Genomic DNA, 21343 nt, shown 5'->3' with positions numbered 1-21343 from the left:
TAACTATTACTTATTTTTTACTAAAGATGATATGAAAAGAGGAAACTAATGAGACGTTTTTTACGTGTGATCTGTAATTTAGGGATAATGATTTTAGCTTTTATTGCCTATGAGTTTGCCCAAGTTATTTATGTTGTGCGTCAAGGAAAATCAATTTCTGTTTTACGAATTGCTCTAATAATTATTATAACTATTGGGTTGATTTGGGCATTATATGCAATATATCAACGTCAATTGAAAATTGAAAATAATTGGAATTTTAACCAAAAACCACACTGGGGTATAAAACGAATTTTAATTGCTATTGCTGCATTTATACTTATTGTGATCATGCAAATAATTTTTACCATTTATTTTAGTAAGAATAGTACTTCTGCCAATCAAAAAGTGATTGAGGAGTTACAAAAAAGTGTTAATCCAATTTTTAATCTGATGTTAGTAATTTTGGCACCAATCTGTGAAGAACTCATTTTTAGAGGAATGTTTTTCAACACCTTTTTCCCTGTGGAAAACGTTTATACCAAATGGTTGGGGATAATTACTAGTGGATTTGTATTTGCATTTGGTCATGATCCATCGATGGATAAATTTCTTTTTCTATATTGGATGATGGGATCAATTTTGGCTTGGACTTATGTCAAAACTAAGGATATTCGTTACTCAATTTTGGCCCATATGTTAAATAATTTAATGAGTTTACTATAATAAAAGAATCACAAACAAAAATGACATAGTTAGGATAATCCTAACTATGTCATTTTTAGTTTATTTTTTTATTTCGCGAGGCATTACGAAGACGCCAATTCCTAATAAGATGATTGAAATTACTAGAATAATTAAACATCCAAGTGGCCAAATAAAACTAACAATTAAGGCCAAAACTAATCCTAAATAGAGAAAAGTTCTATATCTAACAGTATTAGTAGGATCTGCTGGGGCATCAGGGTTATCTTTAATAATTTGATGGTCCATAACTTGGAATAATAAACTCCATAATAAAAGATCTAAAGCATAAAAAAATTCGGGTAAAGTACTTTCAGGGGCATTACCCACCCAGCGTGTAAAGAAGGGAATTAAGGTAAGGAAAAAGAGCCAAACTCCATTTATTAAATAAGTCGAAGTACTAATATTTTTAGCCTTTTGAAAAAGATTGTGGTGGTTATACCAAACAATGTAAATTAAAGTAAAACTAATAATATAAGCAAGAAAGACAGGCCATTCTTCAATTAAGCCGGCTAGATCATTATATTTTGGTACATGTAATTCAAGGACCATAATTGTTGCCGCAATAGCTACGATAGCATCTGTGAATGCTTCAATTCTATTTTTATTCAATTCCAACATCTCCAATTAATTAGCGTTATTTAGTGAAATATATAATATTTATTATAAGTAAAAATAATAAATTAGTTAATTTTCTTTTAGAGATAAATTTTTTGGTTCAGATTTAATAAAATGATTTAACACAAAGGGTGAAATCACTGTAGTTAAAATAATTACTAAAATCAAACTTGAATAAATATCTTCAGGGAAAAGATGGTTACTAATACCAATCTGAGCCACAATTAAGGCTACTTCACCACGAGAAATCATACCCGCACCAACAATATTTCCTTCATTTTTAGTAAAACCAAAAATTTCACTAGAATATTTTCCAGCCCAGAATTTTGAAAAGATGGCTAGGATAGTCATGACAATGATAAAGCCAAGATCTTTGACTAGACTAGCAAAAGTCATTGATAAGCCAATATCAACAAAGAATACTGGAATAAAAATTGAATAACCGATAGCACTTACTGAAGAGTTAACTTCTTTAAACTGTGGTGTCTGTCTAATAGCTAGACCGCCAAAAAATGCCCCCACAACATCACTTAAGCCGACTAATTCAGCAGCCCAGGCCATAGATAAAGCTAAAATAAGAGAAGCTATCACAACGGAATAATTTACGTCAATTCTTTCAGCAGCCTTCATAAAATAAGGTGCTACGAATTTGAAAATTACCCAAACACCAACAAAATAAACAACTTCAATTAATAAATTAAGGAAAAAGTTATTAGTTAAACCACTCTTGCCACCTTCATGGCTAAAAGTAGTGAATAAACTTAAGACAATGACTGCCAAAATATCATCAACTACGGCAGCTCCTAAAATAGCACTACCAGGGCGAGTATGGAGTTTGCCCGCTTCTTGGAGGACAACAACGGAAATTGAAACACTAGTGGCTGCAAAAACAATCCCAATAAAAAGAGCTTCAAGAAATTTCATTCCAAAGGCTAAAGAAGCCACGCCCATAAAAATAACTGGTAAGATAACCCCAACTGCAGCAACAGTAAAACTTAATTTAAAATATTTTTTTAATAAATCTAGGTCACTTTCTAAACCCGCTAAAAACATTAGAAGAATTACACCAAATTCTGAAAAAATTGCAATGATGTCATTAGGGTGGACCCAATTTAGAATTGCGGGGCCTAAGAGAATTCCAGATAAAAGTTGTCCGATTACTGCTGGCATATTAAAACGGGCAAACAGCTGTCCTAACAGACTCGTAGCTAGTAAAATTAAAATTAATTCACCAATAAATTCCATTTATATATTTCCTTTATAAAACATCATAAAAAATAAAAAACTTTCAAGCTGCTTATTGACCCAAATAAGCAAATCTTGAAAGTTTTTAAAACCCAACCACTATTACATACGTATATTCAGTTGAATTTAGTTTAACTAATAATTAAATTTTGTGCAAATTAATCTTTTTTAGGCAATCCAGTTTCACTTGGATTAGTTGGCTTTTTCTTAGCAAGTAAAGCAAGTAAGATAGTAATTAAATCAACAACTTCTTGGATGATTGCTCCCCAAATTGCAGGAATGATCCCAGTAAAGGCTACTAATTCAATTAAGATAACTACACAGATAGCAGTAATAATATCAATATGTGCTACACGCATAGTGTGCTTAGAAATAGCTACAGCATCATTAACTTTAGAAAGGTCATTAACCATAATGACAGCATCAGCACTTTCACTAGCAGCGGTAGCACCTTTAGCACCCATAGCAATACCAACGTCAGCAGCCATCAAACTTGGAGCATCATTTACACCATCACCAACCATAGCAACCGGTCTTAAATCTGGTTGTACATCTTTAATGGCTTCAATTTTTTGTGCTGGTAATAAGTCAGCATGAACTTCAGATTCATTGATACCAGCTTCTTTAGCAATTTTATCAGCTACATTTTTATGGTCACCAGTTAACATCATAATCTGCTTTACACCTTGGCGACGTAAGCGAGCAATAGTTGAAGCGGTATTTGGTCTGATTTGATCTTTAAAAGTAATATATCCTGCAAATTTTCCGTCAACAGAAATATAAATAGCAGTTGAATTAATGTTAAGTGATTCTTGGTTAGGCGCAACAAATGAAAGTTTACCTACTTTAATTTCTTTACCATCTACTGTACCAGTAACACCTTTACCTGTTACTTCTTTAATGTTATCAGCTTTTTTAAGTAGGTCGTCTTTAGTATCTTTAACTAATGAAGTAGCAATAATGTGGCTTGATTGTTGTTCAACACTAGCTGCTAAACTTTGTAATTCTTCCTTAGTTAGATTGGTATCTTTAGTAGGTACTACTTCGTTAATTACTAGCTGGTTTTCAGTTAAAGTACCAGTTTTATCAAAAGCAAAGGTTAAAACGCGTGCTAATTTTTCAAGTGTAGTACCAGATTTAACAATAATATGGTGCTTAGACATTGAACTCATACCTGAAACCATTGCTACAGGAGCCGCAATTAACAAAGGACAAGGTGAAGCTACCACCATAACTTGGGCAAAACGCATAAAGTGAGCTTGCCAACCAGCACCTGGATTGGTGTAAATAGAAACCAGCATTGCTGCAATACCGATTACCAAAGAAATAATAGTGAAGGGTACAGCATAACGATCTGCCATTTTAACAAATTTGGCTGGTTGGGCTTCTGAAGATTTAACTAAGGCAACAATAGTTTGGTATTCAGAATCTTTAGCAAGTTTGGTTACTTTCATTTCAACAGCATTATCACCGTTGAGGGAACCAGACATTAAAGTATCACCAATAGTTTTATCAACAGGTACAGATTCTCCAGTTAAAGATGATTGGTCAAAACTAGAACTACCTTTAACGATTTCACCATCAACTGGAACTTGACTACCTGGTTTAATTAGAACAATATCGCCAATTTTTAAGTCATTAACATTAACTTGAGTGATTTTGCCGTCTACTAGCTTGTTGGCAACACGGGGAGTATTTTTAAGAAGTGATTTTAATTCCTTGTCTGCTTGACTAGTAGCATAGTCTTCGAGTGAGTCACCACCAGTAAGCATAACTAATATCATCCAAGCAGCCCAGTAATCTCCAACTATCATTGTAGAAACCACTGCAATAATAGCTAAGATATCGACACCCCAGTTTCCACCTTCAATGGTTTCAATCATTTCTTTTAAGAGGGTGAGAGCCATGAAAATACCGAATATATCGATTAAAATTTCAGAAATTGGAAAGGTACCAATGGTCGGATTGCCAAAACCAAAGTCTAGAATAAGACTAACAATTCCAATTACTAAAACGGTAATCAATTTCCATTGTCGTTTTAACATAAAATAGCCTCCAAAATTTTTCTATCTATAATATATTACCACTATTGAAAGTACTTTCAGTAAATCTGCTATAAAAAAAGCCCACAAACTAATGTGGACTTTCTTGGGATAAATTTGATCAGTTAAAAAACTGATAATATGTTCAATCTACTTGGAGGAGTAAGAATGAAAATAAAAAGTTGGATGTTAATGTTAATAGCTTCGGGATAATTCCCTCTTGCTATGGTTTTAATAATAGAATGTGATTGTGAAGAAACTATGAATCTTGTTTATAGAAAAAATAAAATAATAAAAAAGTACAGATTATAGATAAAAAGAAAAAGCCCACAAATTAATGTGGACTTTTTTGGGATAAATTTGATCAGTTAAAAAAACTGATAATATGTTCAATCTACTTGGAGGAGTAAGAATGAAAATAAAAAGTTGGATGTTAATGCTAATAGCTTCGGGATAATTCCCTCTTGCTATTAGTTTATATAATAAGAGCTAATTGTGAAGAAAGTATGATGTTTTTCATAAAAGGGACTAAATACCCTTATTCATTTAAAGAATAGGATAGAGGGTAAAAAGAAAGAGACTGCACAAGAACGAACGCAGTCTCTTTTTTGGGATAAATTTGATCAGTTAAAAAACTGATAATATGTTCAATCTACTTGGAGGAGTAAGAATGAAAATAAAAAGTTGGATGTTAATGCTAATAGCTTTGGGATAATTCCCATTGCTATGGTTTATATAATAAAAGTAAAATGTGAATAAAATATGAACAAAATACATAAAATCTATGATAAATAAAATTATTTTATATATTTTGCGTTATTACTATATTTTTACTACTTTTTATCTAAAGATACTTTAGCTATAATGAATAAAATACTTAATGAAAGAGGAAGAAACAAGAGGTATGGAAAAAACAAAATCACATAAGCATTTACGTCTTTTTATTTTCATCCTCTTATTAATGGTAATTGTAGGTATCGGTTTAGGAGGATATTACTATCACCAAAATCTACAAACCGGCTTAAATAAGCGTCCAACTTTAGTTAAAGCAAAGGATGGAACGAGTATTAGTCCAGCTCACCTTACTTTTACTAATTATAAGAAAAAACTCAATGCTAATTATCCGCAATTATACACGGCAGCTTATGAGGTGCCAAGTAATACGAAAATTGGTAGGGATGTTGTTATTCCGGGACAAGTCGTTAGTCGTGCCTATAATTCTAAAAAGGGCGGCTTAGCTAATGTGACCACGATGACACCGCAAGGATTAACAATTGCAGGTGACTATCTATTGATTACAGCTTATGATTCTACGCATCAGAATAATTCGCTAATTTATGTGATAAATAAAAAGACGGGAAAATATATTAAAACTCTTTATATAAATGGGAAACCTCATTTAGGTGCTATCACCTATGATCCAGTAGAAAAAAAGCTTTGGGTTACTGGGACAGTTGATGATCAGGCAGCTTTAATGTCATTTTCACTGAAGCAAGTTGAAAAATATAACTATCAACAAGATAAAAAATTCTTAAAATATGATGATGTGATAGCTTTACCAACAATACAACAGGCATCTTGTGTTACTTATTATGATGATCAGTTATTTGTAGGTTTTTTTAATGAATATAGCAACGGAAAAATTGCCGCCTATCCAATTGCACGTGAAAAACCTTTTAAGGGCACTATTACCAGTGATCAAATAAAAGCAGTAACTGGCAAAGTATCATGGTCTGATGAAGCAGGTAGCGCAAGTATGGATCGTCAAATTCAAGGAATTACTTTCTATAATAATTACATTATTTTAAGCCAGTCGTACGGAAGTAAAAATTCTAAGCTATACTTTTTCCCGCTATCAGCGCTTAATAATTTAGATGAAAAAAATGCTGAAAAAGTAATTGAGTGTCCTCCGTATTTAGAACAGATTAATGCTGTTGATGGGCAACTGTTAATGCTATTTGAATCGGGCGCAAAGGCCTATGCTAAAAATAATGTAATGACGATGGATCGTGTTATTTCCGCAAATATTAATTCATTAATTGGTAGTAATTAGTTTGTTAAAGAAAGTAAATAATAATTATGGAAAGAAAAATTCAATTTTGGTTAAGACTAACGGGTTGGGCAGGACTTTTATCAGGAAGTGCTTATTTGATGTTGTTTCAGGCTTATAAAAGTTTGATCTTTGCCGTACCTTTACTGATTGTAGTAATTTTTTCTGTTTATCTGTTGACCACGGCAAAAGAAAAAATGTGGCTGAATCCACGAAAGTTATTATCAACTTGTATTTTTGCTTTTATCTTTGTTTCTTTGATTCAAGGACTTTTTATGGCAATTGCCTATTATTATGGCAGAAAAAATGCAAACCAGTAGGCAATGATTAAATAAAGAGTTAGTTTTTGATATAATTATAGATTGTTAAATTTGATAATATTAGTTAAAAATTTAAAAAATCCTAATCAGACTTATAATGATGAGGTAAAATTTAAGCAAAAGTAGAAGTAGGGGTGCCATAATGACTGATAAATCAAAAACAGAATCACCGGCAACTAAAAATTCACGCGCTAAAAATATTGGTCTATTTATAGGGAAAACTTTATTTTATTTTGCCATCCTAGTAGTATTGGTGTACTTATATTCTTACACTGGTGTTGGTGGAGCTAAATTTATTTATAAAGATTTTTAATTGAGGAGTTAGTCACTAATGATTAAAGATGTAATCAAACAGATTGATCAAATCGCCACAGCAGAGCCTGACAGAGTAGCTTATGATTATTTAGGTGAATTAAATACTTATGGTGATTTAAAAAAACGTTCTGATGCATATGCAGCTAAAATTCAAGAAATGAATTTACCTGCAAAAGCTCCAATTATGATTTGGGGTGGCCAAACTTTTGAAATGGTAGCTAGTTTTTTGGGTGCTGTAAAAGCTGGTCATGCTTATATTCCAATCGCTTCCTATTCAAATAGTGAACGCTTAACTATGATCCAAGAGGTTTCAGAAGCTCCAATGGTTATTGCAATAGATCCTCTACCAATTAAGATGGATCAGATTCAAGTTTTAACTCCTGATGAAGTAGTCGACGGCAATTACACTATTAATGAAAAAGAATTTGTTGACGGCAATGACAATTTCTATATCATTTTTACTTCTGGTACTACTGGTAAGCCAAAGGGTGTACAAATCAGTCATGATAATCTTTTAAGTTTTGTAAATTGGGAATTAACTGATTTTAAGTTACCAGAACATCCTAGTTTTTTGGCACAAGCACCTTATTCTTTTGATCTTTCTGTTATGAGTCTTTATCCTGCGCTTACAGCAGGTGGTAAGTTAGTTGTTTTACCACATGAAGTTACAGAAAACATCGGTAAATTATTCCAAACCTTACCAAAATTACAGTTTAATGTGTGGGTTTCTACCCCTTCATTTGCAGAAATGTGCTTTTTAGATCCAACTTTTGATCAGGCACATCATCCAGAATTAACAACTTTCTTATTCTGTGGTGAAGAATTGAGTCATAAAACTGCACAAATGCTTAAGAAAAAATTCCCTGATGCTCATATTTATAATACTTATGGTCCAACTGAAACTACAGTTGCTGTTACCCAAGTTGAAATTACCGATGACATTCTTAATAAATATGATCGTTTGCCAATTGGGGTAGCTAAGGACGATACTCACGTTACAATTGATACCTCAAAGGGTGAAAAAGCTGATCAAGGTGAGGTCGTAATCTCAGGTCCGAGTGTTTCTAAAGGATATTTGAATAATCCAGAAAAAACAGCGGCTGCCTTTTATCAAGATGACCAAAATGACTATCCAAGTTATCGTGCTGGGGATTTAGGCTTTTTAGATGGTGATATGCTGTTTTACCGTGGACGAATTGATTTCCAAGTAAAATTTAATGGTTATCGAATTGAACTTGAAGAAATTAATTTTTATTTGGCAAAAAATCCTTTGGTAAGATATGGGGTAGTTGCACCAAAATATAATGCACAACATAAAGTACAACAATTAGTTGCAGTGGTTGAATTAGCAGATGGTGTCCGAGATAAATATTCTGACGAAGAATTAGTCAAAAAATTACGTGAAGATTTAAGTAAGGACATTATGCCTTACATGTTGCCACAACGATTTATTTTCCAAGATGAGATGCCTATTTCACAAAATGGAAAAGTGGATATCAAGCAAGTTATTAAGGAGGTTAATGCGTGATTAACTTACAGCCTTATACCAATCCGCGTTACTTTTTAATTATCTTAGTAGCTTTATTGCCATTAATAATTGGCCTTTATTTTGGTAAAAGATTTAAAATTTATGAAGCTATCTTTTCTTTAGTTTTTCTTTTCTTAATGTTTGATGGGAAAGATACTATTCAAGGATGGCAGTTAATTGCTTATGTAATTTTCCAATTTATAATTACGTTTGCTTATCAAAGATATCGTCAAGCCGGAAAAAATAAAACCTGGGTTTTCTGTTTAGCGGTAATATTAGCAATTTTGCCTTTAACTACAGTAAAAATTGCCGCTGTAGTACCGACTCAAGTTGCTAGCTTAATCGGCTTTATGGGAGTCTCATATTTAACTTTTAAGACGGTTGAAGTAATTATGGAGTTAAGGGATGGCACAATTAAAAAAGTTGATCCTATAACTTATGCTCGCTTTTTACTTTTTTATCCAACTCTATCTTCAGGCCCAATTGATCGCTATCGTCGTTTTAAAGCTGATTGTGACAAAGCTCCTGAACGAGAAGAATATCTTGATCAGTTACGATTAGGAACACGGTATATTTTTCAGGGCTTTCTTTACAAATTTATAATTGGTTATGTTTTTGGTACGATATGGTTGCCACAAGTTGCTCATGCAGCTCAAGTACTAGGTAATGCAAATGGGGGTCTTAAAATTTCTTGGGCCTTAGTAGCTTATATGTATTGCTACAGTATGTATTTGTTCTTTGACTTTGCAGGATATTCGCTATTTGCAGTCGGTACTTCTTACTTCATGGGGATTAAAACTCCAATGAACTTTAATAAGCCCTTTATTTCCAAAAATATTAAAGATTTCTGGAATCGCTGGCATATGACCCTTTCATTCTGGTTCCGTGATTTTATCTTTATGCGCTTTACATTTTTTGCAATGAAGAAAAAATTAATCAAGAACAGAATTAGAATCTCACAAGTCGCATATTTAGTTGATTTCTTAATTATGGGCTTTTGGCATGGCTTAACTTGGTTCTATATTGTTTACGGTATTTATCATGCGTTGGCCATTATTATTAATGACATTTGGTTGCGATTTAAGAAAAAACATCAAAAGCAAATCCCGCATAATAAATTTACGCAAGCATTGGCAATTTTCTTAACTTTCAATGTGGTATGTTTCAGTTTTCTGATCTTCTCAGGATTTCTTGATACATTATGGTTCCACTAAGTGAGATAATAAGTATAATGATATTAAAAATTAAATTGATAAGATTATGAGGTATAAAAATGGATACTAAAGAAGCAGTTTTAGATATTTTAAATGAATTAACTGGTGAAGATTTAAGCGAACAAATGGATGAAAATCTATTTGATAATGGTTTACTAGATTCAATGGCTACTGTACAAATGCTATTAGAATTACAAGAAAAAACTGGTATTACTGCACCAGTTTCAGAATTTAATCGCGATGAATGGGCTACTCCAAACAAGATTATTGAAAAGGTTGAAAGTCTAAGAAATGAGTAATAAACGCAAACTGTGGCAAATTTTTGGTCCAGTTATCTGTGCTTTTGTTTTATTAGGAATTCTTTTTTTAGTCCCTTGGCATTTTAGTGGTAAATCAGATTCTGCTTTGTTTAAGGCTTCAGTTTCTCGTTCAAATAATATATTTAAAGGACAAGAAATAAAAAAGGCTGCTTTTGCAAAAGAATATGTACCCTTTTATGGTTCAAGTGAACTTTCAAGAATGGATCCCATGCACCCAAGTGTGTTAGCTTACAAATATAAGCGTGACTATAAGCCATTCCTTTTAGGTGGCCCGGGAAGTCAATCACTAACACACTTTTTTGGTATGCAGGGAACTAGTCAAGAATTGACTGATAAAAAAGCGGTTATGATTATTTCTCCTCAATGGTTTACTAAAGAAGGGCAGAATTCAGCCGCTTTTAGTATGTATTTTTCACAATTACAAGCTGTTGATTGGATTTTGAGTGCAAAAAATAGTGAAGCTACGCGTTATGCGGCTAAGCGTTTATTAACTATGCCAGCTGGTACAGCTGATGAATCAACCAAATCAGCACTTCAGACATTAGCAGCGGGAAAACAAATTTCTGGTCAAACTCGATTATTGTTAGAAACTCGCCAAAGAATTTTGGAAAACGAAGATGATCTTTTTTCATCTTTAAATATGCCTAATAATGTACCCCAAATTCAAAGTGGAGCACATAAGCTACCAGGTACTTATGCCTATGATAACTTACGTCAAATAGCACTTGATCAAGGTGCAGAGCATACTACAAATAATCCTTTTGATATTTCTAATTCTTTTTATACTCATCGCTTAGGGGAGAAAGAAGTAGCAAGATTAAAGGGGTCACAAAAGAACTTTGATTATACAAAATCCCCAGAATATGGAGATTTAGAATTAGTTTTAGATCAATTTGCTAGTCAACATACTAATGTGTTGTTCATCATTCCACCAGTAAACTCAAAATGGGCCAAGTACACTGGTTTGTCAGAAAAGATGTATCAAGAGGCAACCAATAAGATTGTTAAGCAGTTAAGTAGTCAAGGCTTCGATAACATTGTGAACTTGACTAAAGATGGCAATAAGAAATACTTCATGGAAGATACAATTCACTTGGGCTGGAATGGTTGGTTAACAGTTGATCAGTATGTCCAACCTTTTATGAAGCAAAAGAATCAACCGATTACTTATCATATGGATAATTACTATTTCAGTAAGGCATGGGCTAATAAGACTAATGTAGGTCCAACGAAGGTTTCTGCGAGTAAAAGCAACTAAATCTCAAAAGAAAATTTCAATAAAACAGAAAATTAAGACAACTTTGAAAAATCAAGGTTTTGTCGGCAGTGTTTTAGTGATTAAAGATAATAAGCGATATTTAAACTATGCAACGGGGATGGCAAATAAAGCTAAACATCAGCCTAATACTACGAATTCAGCTTATTTAATTAACTCTATTCAAAAAGCTATGACAGCTACTATGTTTATGCAACTTGTTAAGTCGGGAAAAGTTAAATTAACTGATAAATTAGTTAAATTCTATCCACAAGCTCCAAATGCATCCAAGATTACAATGGAACAATTGTTGCAAATGACCTCCGGATTAACTTATGCAGAAAATGATTATGGTAGTCCCAAATATAGCTCTGATCAAACAGGTATTAAGTATGATCTTAAAAAAACCAAATTTGTGACCCAAAATTATGGTAAACGTTCATATCAGCCAATTAACTATGTGCTTTTAGCTGGAATTATTGAAAAAGTTACTCACAAATCTTATGAAGAGAATTTTAACGAACGTATTGGAAAAAAACTGGGTCTTAAGCATACAGCATTTGTTTGGAGTAAAAGGGTAAATAGGATTAATTTTGCCAAGAGTTATCAAAAAGACAAGCAAACTAAGGAATTACAACCAGTAGATCTTGATATAAATGAATTACATGGAGAATTTGGTACTGGTAGTTTAGTTATGTCAAATTCCGATTTATATAAAGTGACCAAGGCAATGCTTAATGGCACACTGTTGAGTAAAAAAGATCGTGATCGCCTATTTGTTGGCTCTAGTGAAGAAGTACAAGGTGGTAACTATGGTGGTGGATTCTATAATTTTGCGACTTATCATGGTGCCAATGGGGCTGGAAATGGTTATATCAGCTTCTTAAGGATTTCTAATGATGGCAAAACTGCCATTATTGTTCAAGCTAATTATCCAATTAAAAGTTACTTTAAGATGCGAGATGAAATAAATCAGTTGATGGAAAATTTATTAACAAGTTAATATAATAAAGCAAAAAAGATTGTTAATTTTTAATTATTATGCTAATATTTTCACGTACCGTCATGTAGGTAGTCATTTTCTCCGGTAGCGAAAATGTGTTATCTTTTATATATGTGGTCAGAGTGGCGGTACAAACACTGTGTGAGCCTGATTCCGATGTTGGTGGAATTAGGCTTTTTCTATGCAAAAAAATAAAGATGATTAAATTAAACTGATTTAATCATCTTTTTTAGTAATTTTATTTACTATCCCAAAGCCTAAAACAGAAACTAAAATAATTCCTGTACAGAAGATAAAAAGAATTTGAAAAGAACTATAGTCGATAATTAAAGCCCCAATTAAAGGACCAAAGGCGCGGCCGGCAGAAGTAATAGCTTGAACTATACCTTGAAACTTTCCTTTTTCAGTTACCGGGGCATGATCATTAACAAAAGTAGAAACTGCTGGAAAGGCAAATATTTCTCCGATTGTAAGTAATCCCATCGATAAAGCAAAGATTAAATAATGTTGAGCACCGACTAATAGTAAAAATGCTAGACCAAACAAACTAAAACCTAAGTAAAGTCGACCATGTAAATGACTACTTAACCAGGTGTCAAAATATGTGAGTAAAGGTTGAACAAAAACAATTAAGATGGCATTTAAGGTCCATAGGAGACTGTAATCTTTGACACTCATATGTAGCGATAGCATATAAGATGAAATATTAGAGTTCCACTGTTCATATGCTACCCATGAAACAAAGACACAAATTAAGATAGAACTAATTGTTAATAAAGAATTGTGAGAAAGTTTTGGCTTTTTCTTTGTACCAGTGGTAGTTTGAAATGTTTGTCGTGGTGCTTGGTTCAAATTACGATATTCTACTGCTACCACAATATTAAAAATAAAAAACATAATGAAGGCGAGTAGAAAAATATAAGTAATCCCAAAAGGTAAAATATAACCTACCATTAAAGAACCAAAAACGAGCCCAAGATTTTGAGTAAAGTACAAAGCATTAAAGACATATGAAGTAGAACGGCTTTTAATTAAAGTGGCAGTTGAATTCAGTCCTGTAACGACAATCCCATTGCCAATTCCTAAAGTTACTAAAAGAATCGGATATGCAGGCCAGCCATGAAAGATTACTAAAGCAAAAGTAGAGATTGTAGCGGTAGTCACTCCTAATAAAATGGTTTGATAAGGATGCCAATTATCAAATAACCAGCCACCAATGGCGTTCCCTAACATAGTAAAGGCTGAATTAATAAAAAGTACGATTCCGGCCACTGTCAGAGTTTCATGAAGGTAATTATGAATATAAATTGTGGTTAAGGGCCAAATAAAGCTAATCCCAGTATTAATAATTAATGAGCCTGCAAAAAGCCAAAGTAATCGAATTGGATCTACTCGTTTTTTGTGTGACATAAAAGTCTCCTTATGAAAACAAATTAGATACTTTAATTTAAAATAAAAAAGCCGCTCTTAGAACAGCTTTTTTATTAATCTTCTAACCAGCTATCACTAAAACTTCGCATAACATCTTGAGTATCAAATGCATCTTTACCGGTATGCTGACGTGCATGTTTTAATTGCTTGGCAGTTAAATGATCACTGATATAAGATTTAACGGCTGCAAGCATTAAGGTTTCACGTGTATCTTCGGAATGGTTTAGATAATATCGAATTAATCGTTCAGTCTCTTCATCAAAAGTCCAATTATTTTTTCCCATCATTTTCTCCTTTATATATAGCATCATTATAACATGAAGCATAAAGTATTTAGAAATTGTGAAAAATTATTTATTTTAATGAGACTCCTTTATAATGAATGAGAATAGTTTTACAAAGATTGAGTGTAATAGATGGAAAATATTGTATTAAGAGCAACTCTCTGGTTTAGAAAAAAGATTTTCTTTAGAATAACTGACCAAACTTTGAAAATGGTTATGCCATTAGCAATAATTGGTAGTTTTTTTCAATTTTTATGGCGTAGTGTTTTTTCAGATGATAGTTTGATTTCTAATATTTGTTATTTTGATAATTGGATGCCAGATTCAGTTTATAATGCGGCTTGGTATGCTTGCCAAGGCTTATCTAATGTGATTTTTAATACAATGGGACTTTTTGTCGTATATTTTGCGGCCCATTTTACTGCAAAAACTTATCATAAAGATGCCCAAATGGCCGGTTTAACAGGGATGCTTAGTTTATTATTGTGTACTTATCGTTTCAAACAACCAGATAGCTCAAATCTTCAAATGAATTTTAATTGGCGTTCGTTGGGCGTGCAGAGCTTAATATTTGCCCTGGTAGTAGGTTATATTGTTGGTTTGATCTTTAGGTTTTTAGGAGCAGACTTTCGTCATGTAAGTCATGAAGATTCAAAAAGAATTGAAAAAAGAGCTTTTGCGGCTTTTAAACCTTTAGTTCTTTCTCTTACATTGGGTTTGATTGTAGGTGCATTAGCAACAATAGTTCAATTTGAAGTAGTAGCTAGCAATATTTACCAGTTTTTCCAAAATGAAGGTCAGAATAACCTTAATATTTGGGAATATGTACCATTACTTATTTTAGCCTTGGTCTTGAATTGGATGGGAATGACGCAGCCCATCTTACAATTGACCTCTAATAGTTCGAGTGCAACGACGGTCGCTAATTTAAATTATGCGTTGCGCCATGGTTCGAGTTGGAATGTACCTAATAAATTTTTAGGAAATAGCATCTATCAATCTTATGGACGTTTTGGTGGTAGCGGGTTAACCTTAGCTCTTTTGATTGCAATTTTACTAATTTATAAATATCAAAATACTGTTAGAGTGGCACGCTGGTCCTTTATTCCGACCTTATTTAGTTCAAATCAAGGTGCATTAGTAGGGATTCCAATTATTTTAAATCCACTTTATTTAGTGCCATACGTATTTTTGCCTGTTTTAAATATATTGATTGCAGCTAGTGCAATTGCCTTGGGCTGGGTGCCGACGTCTGCTTATCCAATTTTAACAGGAACACCTGGGCCATTAGTTGCTTTTATTGGAACAAATGGTAACTGGAATGCGTTAATACTCTCACTATTATTGTTCGTGATGGATATTTTACTCTATCTTCCAGTGGTTAAAATCGCCGCTAAAGTTGAGGATGAGATTACTAGAATAAATGAAAGAGAGGGGAGAGAAGTTGCCTTTGAATAGTAAAAGAAAAAATAAATTTATTATTATTGTGACGCTAGCCTTTTTGGTTATTTTGGCAATCCCAACCTTCTTTTGGATGAAAAATACCAATAAAATTATGGCAGAACGGCGTAAGTCAATGATGTCTCCCGTTATTATGATTCCAGGTTCAAGTGCGACGACTAATCGTTTTAATGAACTAGTTACTTTACTTAATAAAGATACTCATCGTAATCACTCTTTGCTCAAAATTGAAGTCCAAACAGATGGAAGTATAAAGTATAGTGGCAAAATCGACCGTAATGATAATGAGCCATTTATTGTGGTGGGATTTGAGAATAACCGTGATGGTTATAGCAATATTAAAAAACAAGCTCGTTGGTTTGATATTGCTTTTAATGCTCTGACTGAACAATATAAATTTAATAATTTTAAGGCTTTTGGTCATTCAAATGGAGGCCTAATTTGGACGTATTGGCTAGAGCACTATTATGATCAATATGAAGATGAAATTTCAATCAAAAAGTTAATGACTTTGGGAACACCTTATAATTTTGATGAAACTAATAGTAAAAATCGAACCTTGATGTTAAATGAATTCATCAAAAATAAGAAAAAAATTCCTTCTTCCTTAATTGTATATTCAATTTATGGGGGAGAAAGTTATGATTCTGATGGGTTAGTACCAGAAAGTAGTGCTGAGGCCGGAAAATATATTTTTCAAAATCAGGTTAAACACTATACGGCAATGACGGTCACGGGTGCTGATGCACAACATTCATCACTACCGCAAAATAAAGAAGTGGTTCAAGTAATTGAACAATACCTCTTAAATACGCAAAAAGAACGAGAAAATCAACAACCGGCAAACAATATTAAACGTTTCGAATTGAATAGTAAGAAAAAGAAAAAGTAAAAAGGTTTGTGAAATTAATTTCACAAACCTTTTTACTTTGCTTATTGAATAAAGAACTAAATATAATAAGTTATTTCACAAGGGACTGACTAACAAAAAAAGCAAATCAAATTTATTGCATTTCTTCAATTTGGGGACGATAATAAAAGCGTGAGATGAATAGCACATAGAAAAAGTGAGTGCTAAATATTAATAGAGGAGTGTGTGGAGTATGCCATACTTTGATAGTGGAAACTATAATTTTGATGATCTATTCAACGAATTAAACAGTGGTTTCTTTGACGACAGTAGTCGAAGAATGTCAGGTCAACCTACAAGAGGTCAAATGCCTCAACAAGGTCAAAATGGTCAACAACAACAAGAAAAGCCTATTGGTGTGGATTTAACTAAGCAAGCCAAAGAAGGAAAATATGATCCTGTTATCGGCCGTACTGAAGTTATTGACCAAGTTATTGAAATTTTGAGTAGACGTAAGAAGAACAACCCTGTTTTAACTGGACCTGCTGGTGTTGGTAAAACTTCAGTTGTTGAAGGTTTAGCTCAAAGAATTGCTGATGGTGATGTTCCTGAAAAATTAAAGGATGCACACATTATTGAATTAAACATTAACGAATTAGTTGCTGGTACTTCATTACGTGGTAGTTTTGAAGAAAAATTGAAGCAAATTATTGATAAAGCTAAGGGTGATCGTAAGACTATTCTCTTTATCGATGAATTACACAATATTGTTGGTGCTGGTTCAACTGATTCAGAAAATAATTCTGGGGATGCAGCTAACATTTTGAAACCTGCTTTGGCAAATGGTGATCTTCGTGTAATTGGTGCTACTACTACTAGTGAATACCAACAAATCGAAAAGGATCCTGCATTAGCTCGTAGATTCCAACCAGTTCAAGTTCCTGAACCAACAATTGAGGATGCAATTAAGATCTTGGAAGGTTTAGCTCCAAGATATGAAAAGTATCACAATGTTAAATATGATCCAGATGCATTGAAACTTGCTGCAGAACTTTCAGATCGTTACATTAATGACCGTCACTTACCTGACAAGGCTATTGACTTAATGGATGAAGCTGGTGCTAAGAAGTCCTTGAATATGGACCAAAAAGACGAAACTTCAATTAAGAATAAGATCAAGGCCTTAGAAGCTAAGAAAGATGAAGCTGCTAAAGATGAAAAATATGATGAAGCAGCTAAGATTAAGAAAGATATCGAAGGCTTAAAGAAGGATCTTAAGACTGCAGGTAAAGCTAGTGAAGCCAAAGTTACTGCAGATGACTTGTACAAGTTAATCCAAACTAAGACTGGTATTCCAATGAGTGAAATTAATGCAAATGAAGCTCAAAAGAATGCTAACTTGGCTGCTGACTTGAAGAAGGTTGTTATTGACCAAGATAAGGCAATTGATATCATTACTGATGCTATTGCACGTAAGCAAGTCTTCAAAGATTCTAACCGTCCAACAGGTTCATTCTTATTAACTGGACCTACTGGTGTTGGTAAGACTGAATTGGCTAAGCAATTAGCTGTTAAGTTATTTGGTAGTTCAAACGCTTTAGTTCGTTTGGATATGTCTGAATATCAAGACCAAATGGCTGTTAACAAATTAATTGGTTCAGCTCCAGGTTATGTTGGTTATGGTGAAGGTGGACAATTAACTGAAAAGATTCGTCACCAACCATACTCATTAATTTTGCTTGATGAAATTGAAAAAGCTAACCCACAAGTCTTCAACGCTTTGCTTCAAATCATGGATGATGGTCGCTTGACTGATGCTCAAGGTAGAACTATTTCATTCAAAGATACAATTATCATCATGACTTCAAATGCTGGTTACTCAGACAAGTTATTAGAAGGCGATGATCAAGCTGCTTTACGTAAGGCTCTTGAAGTTTACTTCAGACCTGAATTCTTAAACCGTCTTGATGCTATTGTTCCATTTAACTCATTAACTAGTGAAGATATGCTTAAGATCTTAGATCTTTACTTGAAGAAGATGGAAGCTTCACTTGCTAAGAGAGATGTAAAACTTCACGTAACTACTGATGCTAAGAAGTACTTAGCTAAGAAGGGCTATGACAAAGAATTTGGTGCTCGTCCATTAAGAAGAGTTGTTGAACAAGATCTTGAAACTCCAGCAGCTAAATTAATTGTGGATCAACCAGATACTAAAGAAGTTAAATTCACTATTGATGACAAGCACTTGTACTTAAATGACAAGCCAATTGATAATGTCTTATTCGATCGTGAAACTCGTGATCAAGAAAGAAAAGACATTAAAGAAGCTGAAAAAGAAGCTAAAGAAAATAAATCTGATAAAAAAGCAGAAAAGTAATATAATAGATAAGTAATTTAATAGAATTACTTAAGACACTGAAAGACCTTTCCAATTGGAAAGGTCTTTTTTTTGCTGAAAAATAATGAAAAAATGGTAATTATAGGATAAAATAAGGAAAAATAAATTAAAACGGAGACGCAGAATGAAGAATATTTTTAAGAAAGTATCTGTCGATACCTTTTTAAAAGCTGATGCACGCTTAACACGTTCACTTAATGCAAAAGATTTAGTTGCCTTAGGTATTGGCGCAGTAATCGGAACGGGAATTTTTATTTTACCTGGGCACGAAGCAGCTCAACATGCTGGTCCGGCAGTAGCGATCGCATTTTTACTGGCAGCTATTGTTTCGGGAATGGTAGGGATGGCTTATGCGGAATTTTCTTCGGCTATGCCAGTTGCAGGATCTGCCTATTCATTTGGCTCAGTAGTATATGGAGAAATTGTAGGTTGGCTTATCGGTTGGGGCTTGTTATTAGAATATTTCTTAGCAGTTTCAGCAGAAGCGACAGGTTTTGCATCATATTTTAATAATAATATTTTAGAAGCAATTGGTATCAATTTACCTAAGTCTCTTCAAGCAGGGCCGATGGAAGGTGGAATTATAAATATTTCGGCGGTAGTCATTATCCTATTGATCGCCATCATCTTGTATCAAGGCGGCAATATGTCCAAAAAAATAGAAAACTTCGCTGTGATTTTGAAAGTGGCAATTATTATCTTATTCATTGTAGTAGGTATTTTTTATACTAAGGCACAAAATTATGTTCCTTTTTATCCTAAAGAATTTAGAACTGAACCATGGGGAATTGGAGGAATATCGACAGCTGCTGCCACAGTTTTCTTTGCTTTTATCGGATTTGATGCCTTAGCAGCTAACTCAGCTGAAACTGTTCATCCAGAAAAAAATGTTGTCAAAGGAATTTTAGGAACAGTTTTGATTGCTGTAATCTTATATGTAAGCTTTTCCTTAGTCTTAACTGGAATGGTAAATTATAAACATCTTAATGTTGATGATCCAGCGGCATATGCATTAAAGGTGGTAGGATTAAACGCATGGAACAAGTTAATCACTGTCGGGGCGCTAGTAGGGATCTTTACAGCAATGATTGCAATGCTATTAGGAGGATCAAGATTACTTTATGCTCTAGGTAGGGATGGATTATTACCTAAAAGTATGGGAAAAGTCCATAACCAAAAAATGATTCCCAATAACGCAATTATTATTTCTACTATAATTGGGGCGATTTTTGCAGGCCTAGTTCCTTTAGTTCAATTAGCCTCATTAATCAATGCCGGAACATTAATCGCTTTTGCCTTCATTTCTTTTGGAATTATTCCTTTAAGAAGAAGAGAAGATATTAAAAATTCAGGGTTTAAAATGCCGGGTTATCCAGTATTGCCAATTATTGCGGGATTATTAAGTGTCTATTTTGTAGTAATGCTTCCCAAAACAACAAAAATAATGGTAAGTATTTGGATGTTATTAGGCTTATTAATTTATTTAATTTATGGAATTAGACATTCTAAATTGCAAAATAAAAATTAAGAGAGATTAAATCTCTCTTTTTTTAATGCTTAAAATCTAGCTGTAGTAAGGTTTTGATCATATTTTTAGCACTCTAAGCAAAAAAATGCTAAAAAAATGTTGACATTTATTCCAGATGCATGTAAAGTATTAAATGCTTCAACAAGAGGTAAGCAATTTGAACTAAAAATAATTCAAAAAAGTTCTTGCCAAACATTAAAAATGATGATATATTTATTAAGCTTCATTTTTAAGAAGCAAACAAAAATGTTTTAAAAAAAGAAATGAAAAAAGTTCTTGACAAAAGTATTACATTTTTGTTACAATTATAAAGCACTAATTCAACTGCAAGTTTTAAACTTCTTTTGAAAAATAATTCAAAAAAGTTCTTGCATAATGAAAATATATGTGTTATAATTATTGAGCTGACTTAGTCAGCTGGTAGTACCTTGAAAACTGAACAAAGTTTCGCTGAAAAGTGTGCGGGGTTTTTAACCCCAATCAATAAGCGAAGTCAATTCGCAAGCAATAAATTTGTGATAACAAATTAAAAAATATCATGAGCTATTTCAAGCTCATTTCTTATGGGAAATGAGAGTTTGATCCTGGCTCAGGACGAACGCTGGCGGCGTGCCTAATACATGCAAGTCGAGCGAGCTTGCCTGGATGATTTTGGTGCTTGCACCAAATGAAACCAGAAACAAGCGAGCGGCGGACGGGTGAGTAACACGTGGGTAACCTGCCCAAGAGACTGGGATAACACCTGGAAACAGATGCTA

The 21343-nt window shown here is 33.3% G+C and carries 18 protein-coding genes, 1 rRNA gene and 1 other annotated feature; of the genes, 14 read left to right on the top strand and 5 right to left on the bottom strand.

Translation table 11 applies throughout. The features are described 5' to 3' along the window. Positions 1 to 48 precede the first annotated feature (48 nt). Positions 49 to 705, top strand: coding sequence for a CPBP family intramembrane glutamic endopeptidase (locus tag LrDSM24759_RS04035; protein WP_117118214.1), 657 nt, complete (start codon positions 49 to 51; stop codon positions 703 to 705). 60 nt (positions 706 to 765) lie between these two features. On the opposite strand, the gene LrDSM24759_RS04030 is transcribed toward LrDSM24759_RS04035, so the two are convergent. The 3 genes from LrDSM24759_RS04030 to LrDSM24759_RS04015 form a co-directional block, all read right to left on the bottom strand. Then, a complete protein-coding gene (locus LrDSM24759_RS04030) occupies positions 766 to 1344 on the bottom strand; it encodes a TMEM175 family protein (RefSeq protein WP_245953336.1) in 579 nt (192 codons plus the stop codon). Between the two features lie 66 nt (positions 1345 to 1410). Then, positions 1411 to 2586: a cation:proton antiporter gene (locus LrDSM24759_RS04025; protein ID WP_117118212.1), complete on the bottom strand. Its 1176-nt coding sequence runs from the start codon at positions 2584 to 2586 to the stop codon at positions 1411 to 1413. A gap of 50 nt (positions 2587 to 2636) precedes the next feature. Then, positions 2637 to 2684, bottom strand: a sequence feature (sodium ion sensor (DUF1646 type); this cis-regulatory element may regulate processes involved in with the transportation of sodium ions). 60 nt (positions 2685 to 2744) lie between these two features. Continuing rightward, on the bottom strand, positions 2745 to 4631 hold the full coding sequence (locus LrDSM24759_RS04015) for a heavy metal translocating P-type ATPase (RefSeq protein WP_117118211.1): 1887 nt from the start codon (positions 4629 to 4631) through the stop codon (positions 2745 to 2747). Between the two features lie 901 nt (positions 4632 to 5532). On the opposite strand from LrDSM24759_RS04015, the gene LrDSM24759_RS04010 reads away from it, so the two are divergent. The 8 genes from LrDSM24759_RS04010 to LrDSM24759_RS03975 all read left to right on the top strand — a co-directional run bounded on the left by LrDSM24759_RS04010 (position 5533) and on the right by LrDSM24759_RS03975 (position 12633). Further along, positions 5533 to 6681 carry a YncE family protein gene (locus tag LrDSM24759_RS04010; protein ID WP_117118210.1) on the top strand — a complete coding sequence of 383 codons (1149 nt, stop codon included), beginning with the start codon at positions 5533 to 5535 and terminating at the stop codon, positions 6679 to 6681. Positions 6682 to 6707: 26 nt separating this feature from the next. After that, the gene (locus LrDSM24759_RS04005) at positions 6708 to 6998 is read left to right on the top strand and encodes a hypothetical protein (protein ID WP_117118209.1); all 291 of its coding nucleotides are present in this window, start codon (positions 6708 to 6710) and stop codon (positions 6996 to 6998) included. 142 nt (positions 6999 to 7140) lie between these two features. After that, entirely contained in the window at positions 7141 to 7311 is a 171-nt protein-coding gene (locus LrDSM24759_RS04000) for a teichoic acid D-Ala incorporation-associated protein DltX (protein WP_117118208.1), read from the top strand. 18 nt (positions 7312 to 7329) lie between these two features. Next, the gene (gene dltA / locus LrDSM24759_RS03995) at positions 7330 to 8841 is read left to right on the top strand and encodes a D-alanine--poly(phosphoribitol) ligase subunit DltA (RefSeq protein WP_117118207.1); all 1512 of its coding nucleotides are present in this window, start codon (positions 7330 to 7332) and stop codon (positions 8839 to 8841) included. Further along, positions 8838 to 10055, top strand: a complete 1218-nt coding sequence (gene dltB, locus LrDSM24759_RS03990; RefSeq protein ID WP_117118206.1) for a D-alanyl-lipoteichoic acid biosynthesis protein DltB — start codon at positions 8838 to 8840, stop codon at positions 10053 to 10055. Before dltA ends, dltB begins: the two co-directional genes overlap by 4 nt. Before the next feature lie 59 nt (positions 10056 to 10114). Further along, positions 10115 to 10354: a D-alanine--poly(phosphoribitol) ligase subunit DltC gene (dltC, locus tag LrDSM24759_RS03985; protein ID WP_117118205.1), complete on the top strand. Its 240-nt coding sequence runs from the start codon at positions 10115 to 10117 to the stop codon at positions 10352 to 10354. Continuing rightward, a complete protein-coding gene (gene dltD / locus LrDSM24759_RS03980; protein WP_117118204.1) occupies positions 10347 to 11633 on the top strand; it encodes a D-alanyl-lipoteichoic acid biosynthesis protein DltD in 1287 nt (428 codons plus the stop codon). Before dltC ends, dltD begins: the two co-directional genes overlap by 8 nt. A 43-nt stretch (positions 11634 to 11676) precedes the next feature. After that, complete coding sequence (locus tag LrDSM24759_RS03975; RefSeq protein ID WP_215618676.1) at positions 11677 to 12633, top strand: serine hydrolase domain-containing protein; 957 nt, start codon at positions 11677 to 11679, stop codon at positions 12631 to 12633. A gap of 216 nt (positions 12634 to 12849) precedes the next feature. On the opposite strand, the gene LrDSM24759_RS03970 is transcribed toward LrDSM24759_RS03975, so the two are convergent. Both LrDSM24759_RS03970 and LrDSM24759_RS03965 read right to left on the bottom strand, forming a co-directional pair. After that, positions 12850 to 14043 carry an MFS transporter gene (locus LrDSM24759_RS03970; protein ID WP_117118202.1) on the bottom strand — a complete coding sequence of 398 codons (1194 nt, stop codon included), beginning with the start codon at positions 14041 to 14043 and terminating at the stop codon, positions 12850 to 12852. Between the two features lie 74 nt (positions 14044 to 14117). Next, entirely contained in the window at positions 14118 to 14348 is a 231-nt protein-coding gene (locus LrDSM24759_RS03965) for a hypothetical protein (RefSeq protein ID WP_117118201.1), read from the bottom strand. A gap of 132 nt (positions 14349 to 14480) precedes the next feature. Between LrDSM24759_RS03965 and LrDSM24759_RS03960 the strand changes: the two genes are divergently transcribed. From LrDSM24759_RS03960 to LrDSM24759_RS03940, 5 genes are all read left to right on the top strand, one after another. Then, positions 14481 to 15806: a PTS transporter subunit EIIC gene (locus LrDSM24759_RS03960; RefSeq protein ID WP_117118200.1), complete on the top strand. Its 1326-nt coding sequence runs from the start codon at positions 14481 to 14483 to the stop codon at positions 15804 to 15806. Further along, a complete protein-coding gene (locus tag LrDSM24759_RS03955) occupies positions 15772 to 16701 on the top strand; it encodes an alpha/beta hydrolase (RefSeq protein WP_117118199.1) in 930 nt (309 codons plus the stop codon). The genes LrDSM24759_RS03960 and LrDSM24759_RS03955 overlap by 35 nt, the downstream gene beginning before the upstream one ends. Positions 16702 to 16912: 211 nt before the next feature. Next, the gene (locus LrDSM24759_RS03950; protein WP_117118198.1) at positions 16913 to 19036 is read left to right on the top strand and encodes an ATP-dependent Clp protease ATP-binding subunit; all 2124 of its coding nucleotides are present in this window, start codon (positions 16913 to 16915) and stop codon (positions 19034 to 19036) included. 145 nt (positions 19037 to 19181) lie between these two features. Next, complete coding sequence (locus LrDSM24759_RS03945; RefSeq protein ID WP_117118197.1) at positions 19182 to 20585, top strand: APC family permease; 1404 nt, start codon at positions 19182 to 19184, stop codon at positions 20583 to 20585. A 566-nt stretch (positions 20586 to 21151) separates the two neighbouring features. Next, positions 21152 to 21343, top strand: a 16S ribosomal RNA gene (locus LrDSM24759_RS03940); the annotation flags it as partial.

This window comes from Lactobacillus rodentium (assembly GCF_003423665.1).
In the GTDB taxonomy this organism is placed as follows: Bacteria; Bacillota; Bacilli; order Lactobacillales; family Lactobacillaceae; genus Lactobacillus; species Lactobacillus rodentium.
Note: the sequence above shows the minus strand (reverse complement) of the source record. Positions and strands in the feature narration are given on the sequence as shown.